The following is a 12,361-nucleotide window of genomic DNA, read 5'->3' on the forward strand; positions in this document are numbered from 1 at the left end:
TTTACTTTTGGCAAAGCAAATTATAACTCTTTACCATGCTATTCAAAAAACACTCACGAAAGATCAACACGCCCTAGCCATAGTCGTCAATAATTGTCCTAGAGATAAGCTAAACCAACGTTTGCCATACTTATCTAAGCGGAGAAGAGCCCTTCAATTAATTCGTCTTTCCCTAATTTAGCAAAAGTGCTAACTCAGAAATGTCCAGATCATTGCTGGCGGGTAGCTCATCGTAACGCAGAACTGCCCCTTTCTGTATATGGAATCCACGTATTTACAAAGTGATTTTGGCAATAAAAGTTAAGATGCAGTCGTATATTCGGCTTCTTATTGAAGGAGCTACCCTCTAGCCTTTGATGTTTTGCGCACCTACTGTCCTTATCGCGTTAGCAGCTTTTTACAGCATGACAGCATGACAGCATGACAGAATGGCCAGGTTCTCAGTAGGTTGGTCTTACCTTTTATGCATCACCATTTTGTAAAATTTAAAAATTTGTTAATGATTAATTAGTGAGTAATACTGGTTTATATTCAGTCTCATACCGAAGCATTGCCCACGCAGTACGTACCACTTTGTTAGCCAGTGCAATACAGGCCTTCTTGAAGCCGATACGATCTATGATGCTCCTCAACCAAGCGTCCTTCTGAGTCTTCGGTTTTTCGGGTAGTCGTCCAACGGATTACGCAGCTGAGTTTGCAATACGTGAGGTTATGATAGATACAAGAACAACGCTGCACGGAATCTCCCAAAACGTTCCAACTGCGAAGTTCTCAATCTGAGTATTCGTTTGCATTGGTATTCAATCACGATAGTAAATTTGAAAACCTTCAGTTCATGCATTCACGATCTGAAGCGATAAATATTCTTTATCGTGAAGATAATTTTATTTAGTTTTACTACACACATTTAAAGCCTCATAGTCGCGGCGAAAAAATCACATGATCCTATTTTATTTTGATTTACCACGACTAATTTAAGAGGTAATGCTAGTGGAAACCACGAATGATGTCGCAGCGAAAACCGGTTATAGAGTGCCTGTTATTGCGCTATCACTTTATGCTATTGCATCTGGTTATTTAATGAGCCTGATTCCATTGATGTTGGTTGAACATGGGATTGATGCTAATAATGCTAGTTGGTTAGCAAGTGCGTTCTATGCTGGTTTGCTCGTTGGTGCAGTTGCTATTGAGCCTGCGGTGAAACGTATCGGCCATCGTAAGGCATTTATCGTTTGTTTATTGATACTTATTGCAACTATTGTAATTCTTCCTTTCGTCCCGGTGGTGTGGGTATGGATCATGGCTCGATTCGTTGCGGGTATTGCAGTCGCTGGCGTATTCGTGGTTGTAGAATCTTGGTTACTGGTTGGAGAGGAGCCGAGTCGAGCAAAACGTCTTGGCTTATATATGGGGTCACTTTATGGAGGCTCGGCTCTCGGCCAAATAGGTATAGGCTTTATAGGTGTTCAGGGTATTGTTCCTTTTATAGTTATCTTATCTATGTTAAGCACAGCTATTGTTGTGCTTATGGTAGTTCCAACTAAAGAGCCTGAAAGTTCGCACTCTACCGCTTTGTCCTTGAAACAAATGGCAAATTTAAATCACGCAGCCATCATTGGTTGCCTTGTCTCAGGTTTGTCTTTGGGGGCTATTTATGGGTTGATGCCTGTTGAGCTTACAAATCGTCATGTATCTCAAGCCAACCTTAGTGTTTTAATGGCATTAGTTATTCTTGGTGGCATGGCAGTACAAACTATCATCCCTACGTTGATTAAAATGGCAGGTAGCACTCCTTTAATGGGATTGTTTTGTTTGCTTGGTGTCTTTGCTATTGGTCTAATTAGTTTAAGTGATGACCTCAATGTGTTAACTATTAGCCTATTTTTGGTTGGTATGGCCACTTTTGCTCTTTACCCTATTGCTATCAACCTTGGATGCAATAATTTGGAAGAAAGCCACATTATCTCTGCAACTCAGGTAATGCTCATTTGCTACAGTGTTGGCTCCGTTGTTGGCCCAATGGTCGCTGATATTTTTATGGAAGACGACCAAGGATTAATGTCTTATTTGCTAACAACAATGATGGCTACAACTATATACATGTTTATTGTCAGTATTCGTTCCAAGAAACATTTGGTTGCAGGAGAGTAACCAAAATCGAGTCCACATATAATGGGTGGACTCGACCGAAGATACACCTCATTATTCTGTACGAAGTGATCTTATTAAATAATCCAGTATCGGAGGGTTTTCTTTTTCAGTGATATCGAATCGATGATGTGGCGGTGTAAGCCACTGTCTTTGGACAAGTTCATCGATTAAATCGTGGTACTTAATGCTGCATTTTCCAATGAGTAGATTATCAATGCTTCGACTTTCAGATCGCTGTAATAGCTGGGTAAACCCAGTTAAGTACAAGTGATCTTTGGTAAAACCACCACCTCGATAGACACGGGTTGTAATACTAAAAGCTAGTTGGCTTTCAATGCCTAGTTCATCTGTCAAATAAGTGTACGTTTGAAAAAAATCCTGCTCCTGGAGCATTGAATCAACGGCTAGCACTCTTGCGGATAGAATTTTTAAACGATCTAATGACATATATCCGGCTTTGAACTCAGCGAGAATGGCAAGCCCCTCTTGAGTAAAAGTGGAGCCCGGAAGCCCAAGCCTAAATATAGATAATGGCTGCATTTTAGCATTCAGCGTAGTCGCCATATGAACCCCCAACTCATGTTGAATTAAGCGAGATACCTCTTTCTCTCCATATAGCTCACTGCTGTTAAGATAGAGTGTTGGTGGGTTTGAAGAAACCATGGCTTTTGCAGCAATAGTTGCTGTTTCTACTATTTTACATTTCATTCCCCAATTTGTTGCAGCTTTAGCTAGCTCCCTCTTTGCGTACGAGGCGTCTTTTTCTAATGCGTGATTCTCATCAAGCTCTCCTGCATAGAGTAGGAAACGCGCATTTTTTATTGCTGATGAATCTGGTCTGCCATGATATTTAAGAGAGCTGTATAAGAAAGAATCTTGTCCAATACAGGTTAGAAGATCGACTTTTTCACTCAGCTTATCAATCATATCGCTATACAGACCTTTAAGGTCGGGATCAGATATTTTCTCTATTGGTATTTTGTAAAGCTGATGTTTGAATTCATTGGCATTTACCGGTAATTGGCGATATCGGTAATTGGGTTTGTATCTCCTCGGCGCAGAAAAAAAGCGAGCTCTTTCACGAATTAAGTTAGTAGGGTTAACATATTTTAATGTTTCTACACGTTTAACCAGAGAGAAAAGAGTCTTGTCGATATTAACTACAGATGAGTCTATCTGAGTACTTAACATATCGGTTCTTTTTACTCGGGATTTTGCACTGACTTTACGTTGAAAATAAGCACTAGTTGCACTAAACGCTTGCTTTAACCCGACTTGAATAGATTCAAGTACTAATGGGAATAGCTCACCTGTCTGTTCATCCATAAATACTTTTTTTACTTCCGTTGGCAGTACAAGTGTTCTGTCAAAATGAGCATTAGTATGCGCAATTAGATATCCGCGACCTTCAAAGACAGCATCTAGTTTAGCATCGGTATTGATGTTTGGAAGCGCTATCTTTTGAAGCTCAGACACAAATCGATTAACGACCTCTCCCCAACGCTCTCTATCGATCTGAGCACTGCCGATATTAAATACCGGCGCGGAAATATTCACTCTCTGGTAATTGTAAGAATGGATATCAAAAACGATGACATGACGAAATTTAGACTCTAATTTCGATATCAATGCTTCATATAAACAATAGAACAATTCGTGTTTACGGTGGCTCAGTTTACGCTGAGCCTCTGGCAGTGCTTTTTTCCAAACTTTCTTGCTCCACGCCGATTTATAGTAAGTACTAAGGGCCTTCGGTCGATTTAGGTCGTACTCAAATCGTGAGTCAGTACCAATTAACGTAATCGGCTGCGATATGATCATTGCATCTGTATGAGGGTCTTCTTCAAAGTACCTTTCATCAGTGCTCAACACACAATGTTTAATGAGTTCAGAACGCATATTGCTACCCGCATGGATGGCGGTACAAACTACGGGAAGGTATTCATCGATCTTCACGAAACATCCTGAGCCAGAGAGCAAGCCACTAAATGGCTGCTCAAGCTCAATCATCTGAATCATTTCACTCAGAGAATAAGACGTAGTATTAATGCTCAATATTTGCGTCTTCCACTGCACGTCGGAATACATTCTTTCTTTGTAAGATGAGATCTTTAGAAAGTACGATGTTCTCGACAAAATCAATTACCTGGCGCTGAAGGCGAACTCTATTTAGTTTGTTAATACGAGTGATACCTCCAGGGCTCAACACGTTTACTTCGACTAATTTGTTGCCAATAACGTCTAAGCCTGTGAAGTAAAGACCATCTCTGACTAGCTTAGGGCCAATAGCTGCACACAGTCTTCGTTCTTCTTTAGTGATGCTATGCTTAACAACAGTACCACCAGCATGAACATTCGAGCGGATGTCGTCTTGAGCTGGAACCCGGCGCATTGCACCTATGGGCTCACCATTTAGCATGAGAATCCGCTTGTCACCTTCTTCAGCACCTTCAATGTAGTCTTGTAGTATTACGTAGTTACTTTGATCCCCAGAGCCTATGTAGAAGTCGAGCAATGAGCGAAAATTCTGACGCGCACTTTTTTCGATAACTATAACCCCATGGCCACCAAATCCGTTGAGTGGCTTTAGGATCATCTTTTCACTGTCGCTTTCCTCTAGAACTCGCTGAAGGTAGTCACGGTTTTTTGAAACATGTGTCGCTGGAATAAACTCGCTGGCAACACCTTCCATACTTGCGGTATAAAGCTTATTGTTGGCAATTCGAAGCCCTTCTAGATCATTGACAATTAAAGTGTCACCTTTAATTGAGTCCAGAAAGTTGAGGGCAAGGTTGTCTAGAGGTGGGTTGGCTCTCATGAAAATGACATCGAAGCCAGCCATCGGCAACCGTGCTTTTTGAAAATCCACCTGTCGATAAAACCGAGGAATATTGTCCGAGATTTTTTGGCCCTTTCTAATGATCTGACAAAAGCCATAAACGGTGCTATCGCGTATCGTTAACCCACTGGTTGTTGTGATTGCTACGGTGTGCCCCCTTGCTGCACACTCGTGTACAAGGCGTAGAGTCGTATCAGATTCCGGAGAAATACGCTCCCATGGATACATCAAAAAACAAATATGCAATGTTTAATCCTCGTACTCTGTGGTTGAACTTTCTTCGGTTAGCTCAACCAAACTTTGACTGATAGTTGGCTTTTTACTACTCAACGTATGGAACACCTTTCGGCCTCGCGCTAGCTTGATATATTTCAACCACGTTGTTTCTAGCTTAGTGTTGGCCTTCTTAGGATCTTTGAGTGCTTTAAGAAAGTGTTTTTCTTCAGCGTTTTCAGCATCTAACTCACCAGATTCTAACCCAGCCATAGTGTCACCGTAGTAGGTGAGAAGCTCTTCTTCTAAAATGGTAAAGTTACCGGATTTAGCGAAACCACGTGGGAAAGCCTTACCGTCATAGAAGCGCTTTTCGCCCATGCGCATTAATATTTCAGCCATAAAAATCTCTGTGTATTTTTGTCATTTTAACGAGGCGAAATTAGACCCAAATGTGTAGTTTGAAAATCAAATAATTTTTGTCGTTTCGATAACAAAATGTTGTTATGCTGACGACGTTATATTGTGAGAAAAATTATGGACGTAAAAGTATTCAAAACGTTCTTAGAAGTAGCTAAAGAAAAGCATTTCGGACGCGCAGCAGAGAACTTATATATTACTCAAGCAGCGGTAAGCGCGCGAATAAAACAATTAGAAGCCTTCTTTGATACAAAGCTTTTCATTCGAGATAGAAATGCCATTAAACTTACTTCGGCTGGGGAGCGCCTAGTTGGCTACGCTGATGTGATGGTCAGCTCTCTTGAACAAGCGAAGTTTGAGTTGTCTCTTGAAAAAGGGAAAGCTCTACAGCTAACTATTGGGGGGACACCTAATGTCTGGGATGCGTATTTGCAAAACTGTTTGAGTGTTGTTACAGACGCTTTCGAGGGGTATGGTTTTATAGCAGAATCATTATCCAGAGAGCAGATTAACAGAAACCTTCTGGAACGCACCTTGGATATGGCTTTCGCTCTTGATCCTATTAAGTCAGATGAACTTGCTTGTATACATATCGCCGACTTAGTTTTAACTATGGTTTCAACTTTACCATGCAATGAGCTTAAAGCGTTTGAACAAAAGTACGTCTATGTCGACTGGGGAACTCGTTTTGCTTCAGAACATGCTGAGCGTCACCCCTCGGTTCCAGCTCCTTTTCTACGAACTTCTACTGCCCGAATTGCTTTAGATTTTGTGCTTGAAAAGGGTGGAACAGCTTACTTGCCTAATTCCGTGGTAGAGCCTTTCATAGCAAGTGGTCAATTACACAAAGTTGAAAATACTGAAGATTGGCGTCGACCAATATATTTGAGCTATAGAAAGATTAGTACGTCAATTGATGCTATTCGACAAGTAGAAAGCTTAGTGGCGGAAATTGATCCACATACGGCATATAGCATCCAACAAGCTGGTGAAAGCACACCTTAGCCATTACCTGTACTAGCTTAGACTGACATTAAATATACTTTTTAAATATGCATGACTATTCAAGCAAAAAATGTTTTGGTTGTAATGACTAATGAACGAAATTGTCCAGAACCTTTCACTTAGAGAGCACTGCTTTGCGGTGTGTGATCAAGGAATAAGGTACCTTTGCCTTTGGCATTTTGAACCTTTGCATCAGGCCGTTGTGTTCCTAAGGGGAGTAATACTTGTACTTTGCTTTTTTCAGCTTGGTTCTACTTACACAGCAAGCTCTGCAAGTAGAACACTTCAATGTGGTTGGGCTTTTATCTACAGGTAACGGCTTCTCAAGTGGTCTTTGAAGTACTGTACATTCAAGGTTTCACCAGTTGCGCTTTTCACCAAGTCATCAGTTGTCAGCAGGCTGCCTTTGCTCCAAATATTCGACTCTAACCAATTGAAGATAGGGGATAGATCACCGCTTTCAACCACAGCGTTCACATCCACCGTTTTCTTCATTGCCGCCATAAACTGCGCCGCGTACATTGCACCTAGTGTGTAGGATGGGAAGTAGCCGAATGCGCCATCTGTCCAGTGAACACTGAACACTATTTCCTTTCATTTTATTCTGCGTGGCTTACCGAATCTCGGCCACAAATGAGAAATTACTTTTTCTTTAAAAGTTCCGTATTTGCACGGACTTTTAATTGATTGAAGTGTGCAAATGGGCAGCAAACTGCCTTTGCTTCAGATATTCTCTGAAAGCCAGTTAAGGATGGATGAAAGATCACCACTGCGAATAGCAGCACCCACATAAACAGTTGCCTTCATTGATGCCATAAATTGAGCCGCATATATAGCGCCTAGAGTGTAGAGTGGGAAATACCCGAATGCGCCTCTCCAGTGTAAAATGTCATTTGTACATTAAGACTTTGATTGCTTTGGAGTAAGTGGCTTTCCTCGACAATCAGAACACGCTAAGCTTACCTGGCAAGGCAGTGGGGATTTGTGTGTTATCGTATACAGTTATATTTACATGGTAGTGCGAGAAGCCACGTTTTCTACTATGAATTTATCACAGGGTAGGTAGTAACATCATGGATGAACTTAGTGCTCTAGATCAGAAGATATCGGCACTTAAATCAGAGCTGGCACTGCTTGAGAATAAGCGGAAACAGCTCATAGCCTCGAAGAGTACCGAGTATTCAGACTTTTGCAATACTATGTCACCTGAGCTAAAGATTGAGCTATTTCAACGCTACTTTCGTGGGAATTCCAGTTGCTATGCGGTTCGCTGGCAAAATAAGCAAGGGCGTTCGGGGTATTCGCTTGCGTGCAATAATGAATGGCAGCAAGGGCTATGCAACAAGCCCAAAGTCAAATGTCTCGAATGTCCAAACCAATCATTCAAGCCTCTTGATAAAAAAGCCATATATGATCATTTATCGGGAAAATCTATTGTTGGTATTTACCCTATGGATGCTGACAGTAACTGCTGGTTTCTAGCCGTTGATTTCGATAAGAAAGACTGGAAAGAAGCTTCACTGGCCTATGCTGAGGCATGCCGACGAAATGAGATAGACTTCCTGCTTGAGCGCTCTCGTTCAGGAAATGGTGCTCATGTATGGATTTTCTTCGACACTAGAGTGGATGCAGCCAGTGCGCGAAAGCTGGGCTTTATGCTACTTGATCAAGCTATGCAAATCCATGGTGCATTGTCGTTTGACTCCTACGACCGTCTATTCCCCAATCAAGATGTGTTGCCTGTAGCTGGAATAGGTAACTTGATAGCTCTGCCGCTTCAGAAAGGTGCAAGAGCAGATGGTAATTCTGAATTTATTGATGGAGAGGCTTCATCTTATCAAGATCAATGGCAAATACTGGCCTCAACCGAAAAGTTGACAGTTGCTGCCCTGAAAAAGCTCGTAACGTCTTATGATTCAAATCAGTCTTCTGACAATGATACAGCGGATTCCACACAGTCGCCGTGGGAGAGAAACTTACCAGCAACTTCTTCGGTTGTATCAGGATGCCCAGACAGTATTAAGATAACGTTGGCGAACAGAATCTATATCCCTACCGAAACATTACCAAATGCTCTGATTGCCAGGTTAAAAAAGCTGGCATCTTTTTCGAATCCTAAGTTTTTCAAAGCTCAGGGACTACGACTATCTACGAACGGAATATCCAGATATATATCGCTGGCAGAAATCGATGGTGGATACCTTGCACTACCAAGAGGCTGCGTTGATGATATTTGCGAGTTACTCGAACAATATGACATCAGTTTACTTGTTGATGATAAAAGAAGGTCAGGAAGTCGACTTAGCAGCATCAAGTTCAGTGGCGAACTTAGGAAGGAGCAAAAGAAAGCGGTGGATACGGTTTCTAAGTTTGATATTGGCGTTTTGCATGCGCCTACAGCATTTGGCAAGACCGTAGCAGCAATCGGCCTGTTGTGTAAAAGAAAGGTCAATACCTTAATTCTTGTTCACAATAAGCAACTTGCAGAGCAGTGGCAGGAAAGGCTAAGGGCATTTACTATAGGTGTTGAGGTAGGGGTGATTACAGGCTCAAAGAAAAAGCCGACAAAGGCTGTTGACGTGGCAACCTATCAAAGTCTGCTTAACCGCAGTGACAATACGGTGAATCCTGTTGTCCATGAATATGGCCAGATCATCATAGACGAATGCCACCACCTGTCTGCACCGCAGTATGAAAAACTATTGGGTGAGGTTCACGCTAAATACGTATTGGGAATTAGTGCGACGTTGGAGCGTAGAGACGGTCATCAGCCAATAATTTTTATGCAGGCAGGGAGGGTAAGACATACCATTGCTTCGTCCAGTTCAGTGAAGTTTATTCAATCCCTTCAAAAGAAGGAGGTTCTTTTCGAACCACCGCTTCAACTAACAACTCAAGACCCTCGGCCACATATCGCTGATGTGTATAGGTGGTTGATCGAGCATGAAATGAGAAATAGGCTAATCATCAGTGACATTGAAGCCGAAGTGAAACAAGAGCGTGTTCCTATAGTTCTTACAGAGCGCCGAGAGCATGCGAAATTGCTCAGTGAGATGCTAACTCATAGGAAAATTCAGAATGAGGTGTTAGTTGGAGCAATGAAAAAGAAAGATCGCGATGAGGTTAATCAAAAGCTAGCGACGACCCAGGTTTTGGTAGCAACTGGGCGGTTTATCGGGGAGGGTTTTGATCTACCTAGACTTGACACTCTAGTACTAGCATTGCCAGTATCCTGGAAAGGAGCGCTTGTTCAGTATGTCGGTAGAATACAGCGGGAGTATGATGGTAAGACGGAAATCCGCGTTATCGATTATGTAGATATGAAAGTCCCAATGTTGGCAAGAATGTATACCAGGCGCAGTCGTGGATACAAGGCATTGGGTTTCGATGAGGGTGTGTTTGATGTACAAGAGAAACTGTTTACTGAGTAAAGCACACTTATTCTAAGGGTATTTAAAGGAGTCCCTGTGTATAGTGATGAAAAACTAGCCGAAATGATCTGCCATGAAGAGATGATAATGGAAGGATTGGATAAGAGTTTCTGGCGTTTTATTAAGCTGCCTTCACCCCAGATATGGGAGCACACAACCGAAAACGTGGAGGAGTATTCATGGGTGCTCGCGATTGTCGGTCAACACTGTATTTATTTTGATGGTGAGAACTGTAACTATTCTATTGCCCAGTTCAATAACTACTGGGAGATTGGTAAAGTAAAGCGAGAAGATGAAAATCTCCATGAACTCATAACAGGGATAGTGCGGTCACGATTTGCACGACTATAGAAGAACCAGAGCAGAAATATACTGATCTTAAACGGTTGCGCATTACTGCAAATAATTCACTACCAACACAGAGCCAATTATGAACATCCAACACATATTTGACGAGCTGGAATCAGCCACAGATTTCGAGCTGTTTCGGTTAAAATCAGCAATTGAAAAAGTGCTTGAAGACCCAGAGAGGACGACTGTTTTAAAAAGAAAAATTCAAGTGGGGGTGGCTGTTGAATATTTTTGCACTGAGCGTAACAAAGCGGTGCTTTGTACAGTTCTGAAGGTAGGACGCAGCCGAGTATCAGTCCGTGAGCAAGATACTGGGCAGCAATGGTCGCTTCCTTTTTACTTCCTCAATCTAGACCATGTTGAAACAACCTTGGTATCCAATAAAGCAGTGGGACTGTCAAAAGCTGAGTTAGCGATTGGTGAAACGGTAGGTTTTATCAATAACAAAGACAGCCAAGAGTACATTGGTCAGGTGTCGAAGTTAAATCCGAAGAGGGCTGTTGTATTGGTAAACAATACTGCCTGGACTGTTCCTTACTCAATGCTGTTTCCCGTATTGACTTCTGAAGCAGGTGAATCAAAGCAAACGTTATTGTTGGCTGAACGAGATTAGCTATGTTGGTTTTTAACTGCACAAAAGCGGCGGCAGAGCACTTTTCTTTCGTCTTTGATGGGAAAAAGACGTCTTGTCTGGAGCCAGCTCCTCACAGAACTATTGAGGAGTCAGTCCTGTTTCCTGTTTTTCCTGATGATGTAGATCCCAGAATCAATGATGGATTTCAATGGCAGTGGGTGGTGGACTGCACCTCAATTAAAAAGAAAAAGTATATGCTCGTGATGGATTACGCTTCCCGATATTGCGTGATATTTCCAGCAGAAGCCCAAGGAAATGAGATGGGATTTTTAGATGCGTTTGAAAATCAGTTGAAGGCGAATTTCCGTTATTGGGCTGATAAGCATCAGATGACAGTTGAACAGGGCAGCGATTACATCCAAGGCTATGATATGCAGTGCCAGACCAGCTTATTTCATCAAAGAGGTGATAGAAGTGTGCAAGCTCATCTAAAAGAGGTGAAGTGGCACTTTGAAGCTGTGTGCGCTAAAAAAGGAGCGATTACCAAACCTATCGATTGCGTGTACTTTAGTGTAACTGCATCGGGTATACCTAGAACTTGTAAAGGGGAGAAAAATTATTTTTTTGCTCATGAGCGCTTTTTCTCTTTTTGGCTGGCTAATTTTAATCTTGATGCGATTATTGAATCGTGTGATGGTGAAGTTGTACTACATTGATAGCGACAGAGATATCCTACATGCAAGGCTTCTATAAAATATCGGATAGTGCCTATGATGTCACCCGATCGCTTGAATTCCCCCTCTTATGAACGGAAGGCCTGAATTCAATAGTTTGCTTCTAGAAAAAAGACATGTACTCAGTGTAAAAACAGAGTACATGTAAGTAACCTAATTTAGAGGTAACGACTTTTTAAGTGAGCTTTAAAGTGTTCAGGATTTAACGTTTCACCAGTGGCGGACATGACCAGTTCATTGGTTGTTAGTAAGCTGCCTTTACTCCAGATCTTGTCATGCAACCATTTGAAAATTGGTGATAAATCACCATCTATAATAGTTTTTTCTACATCCACCGTTTTCTTCATTGCCGCCATAAACTGCGCCGCGTACATTGCACCTAGTGTGTAGGATGGGAAGTAGCCGAATGCGCCATCTGTCCAGTGAATGTCTTGCATACAGCCATTGGTGAAATTCCCTTGCGTGCTTAAGCCAAGGTAAGACTGCATCTTGGTATTCCATAATTCCGGAACGTCGGTGTGTTTGATCTTGCCGTTGATCAAGTCACGCTCGATTTCGTAGCGCAAGATAATACCAATTTGATTAAATTTCTGATCTAATAGTAACTCTGCTCGGAGGTACTATATGGACATTAATTTCCCTC

The 12,361-nt window shown here is 41.9% G+C and carries 9 protein-coding genes and 5 pseudogenes; 7 read left to right on the forward strand and 7 right to left on the reverse strand.

The genetic code is table 11. The features are described from left to right. Window positions 1-181, forward strand: a pseudogene (locus Q1A70_RS17170) (hypothetical protein); the annotation flags it as partial. A gap of 322 nt (window positions 182-503) precedes the next feature. Here Q1A70_RS17170 and Q1A70_RS17175 read toward each other — a convergent pair. Further along, window positions 504-677: pseudogene (locus Q1A70_RS17175) on the reverse strand (IS110 family transposase); the annotation flags it as partial. A 307-nt stretch (window positions 678-984) separates the two neighbouring features. Between Q1A70_RS17175 and Q1A70_RS17180 the strand changes: the two are divergent. Next, window positions 985-2,151, forward strand: a complete 1,167-nt coding sequence (locus Q1A70_RS17180; protein WP_299694387.1) for an MFS transporter — start codon at window positions 985-987, stop codon at window positions 2,149-2,151. 51 nt (window positions 2,152-2,202) lie between these two features. Here Q1A70_RS17180 and Q1A70_RS17185 read toward each other — a convergent pair whose 3' ends face one another. Genes Q1A70_RS17185 through Q1A70_RS17195 form a run of 3 tightly spaced genes read right to left on the reverse strand, consistent with a single transcriptional unit; the run spans window position 2,203 to window position 5,605 of the window. Then, the gene (locus Q1A70_RS17185) at window positions 2,203-4,239 is read right to left on the reverse strand and encodes a flavohemoglobin expression-modulating QEGLA motif protein (RefSeq protein ID WP_299694390.1); all 2,037 of its coding nucleotides are present in this window, start codon (window positions 4,237-4,239) and stop codon (window positions 2,203-2,205) included. Further along, window positions 4,196-5,236, reverse strand: a complete 1,041-nt coding sequence (gshB, locus tag Q1A70_RS17190; protein ID WP_299694393.1) for a glutathione synthase — start codon at window positions 5,234-5,236, stop codon at window positions 4,196-4,198. The genes Q1A70_RS17185 and gshB overlap by 44 nt, the downstream gene beginning before the upstream one ends. Window positions 5,237-5,239: 3 nt before the next feature. Beyond that, on the reverse strand, window positions 5,240-5,605 hold the full coding sequence (locus Q1A70_RS17195; RefSeq protein WP_299694396.1) for a DUF413 domain-containing protein: 366 nt from the start codon (window positions 5,603-5,605) through the stop codon (window positions 5,240-5,242). A gap of 135 nt (window positions 5,606-5,740) precedes the next feature. Here Q1A70_RS17195 and Q1A70_RS17200 point away from each other — a divergent pair, with 135 nt between their 5' ends. Then, a complete protein-coding gene (locus tag Q1A70_RS17200; RefSeq protein WP_299694399.1) occupies window positions 5,741-6,628 on the forward strand; it encodes a LysR family transcriptional regulator in 888 nt (295 codons plus the stop codon). 306 nt (window positions 6,629-6,934) lie between these two features. On the opposite strand, the pseudogene Q1A70_RS17205 reads toward Q1A70_RS17200, so the two are convergent. Together Q1A70_RS17205 and Q1A70_RS17210 are read right to left on the reverse strand one after the other, a co-directional pair. After that, window positions 6,935-7,204 (reverse strand): annotated as a pseudogene (locus tag Q1A70_RS17205) (carboxypeptidase M32); the annotation flags it as partial. A gap of 150 nt (window positions 7,205-7,354) precedes the next feature. Then, window positions 7,355-7,537, reverse strand: a pseudogene (locus Q1A70_RS17210) (carboxypeptidase M32); the annotation flags it as partial. Window positions 7,538-7,701: 164 nt separating this feature from the next. Between Q1A70_RS17210 and Q1A70_RS17215 the strand changes: the two are divergent. The 4 genes from Q1A70_RS17215 (at window position 7,702) to Q1A70_RS17230 (ending at window position 11,700) form a co-directional block, all read left to right on the forward strand. After that, window positions 7,702-10,059, forward strand: a complete 2,358-nt coding sequence (locus Q1A70_RS17215) for a DEAD/DEAH box helicase (protein WP_299694402.1) — start codon at window positions 7,702-7,704, stop codon at window positions 10,057-10,059. Window positions 10,060-10,095: 36 nt separating this feature from the next. Continuing rightward, entirely contained in the window at window positions 10,096-10,410 is a 315-nt protein-coding gene (locus Q1A70_RS17220) for a hypothetical protein (RefSeq protein WP_299694405.1), read from the forward strand. 79 nt (window positions 10,411-10,489) lie between these two features. Then, entirely contained in the window at window positions 10,490-11,023 is a 534-nt protein-coding gene (locus tag Q1A70_RS17225; RefSeq protein WP_299694408.1) for a hypothetical protein, read from the forward strand. A gap of 2 nt (window positions 11,024-11,025) precedes the next feature. Then, the gene (locus tag Q1A70_RS17230) at window positions 11,026-11,700 is read left to right on the forward strand and encodes a hypothetical protein (RefSeq protein WP_299694411.1); all 675 of its coding nucleotides are present in this window, start codon (window positions 11,026-11,028) and stop codon (window positions 11,698-11,700) included. A 176-nt stretch (window positions 11,701-11,876) separates the two neighbouring features. On the opposite strand, the pseudogene Q1A70_RS17235 reads toward Q1A70_RS17230, so the two are convergent. Continuing rightward, a pseudogene (locus Q1A70_RS17235) lies at window positions 11,877-12,290 on the reverse strand (carboxypeptidase M32); the annotation flags it as partial. Between the last annotated feature and the right edge of the window lie 71 nt (window positions 12,291-12,361).

It is taken from the genome of uncultured Vibrio sp., from assembly GCF_947488985.1.
GTDB lineage: Bacteria > Pseudomonadota > Gammaproteobacteria > Enterobacterales > Vibrionaceae > Vibrio.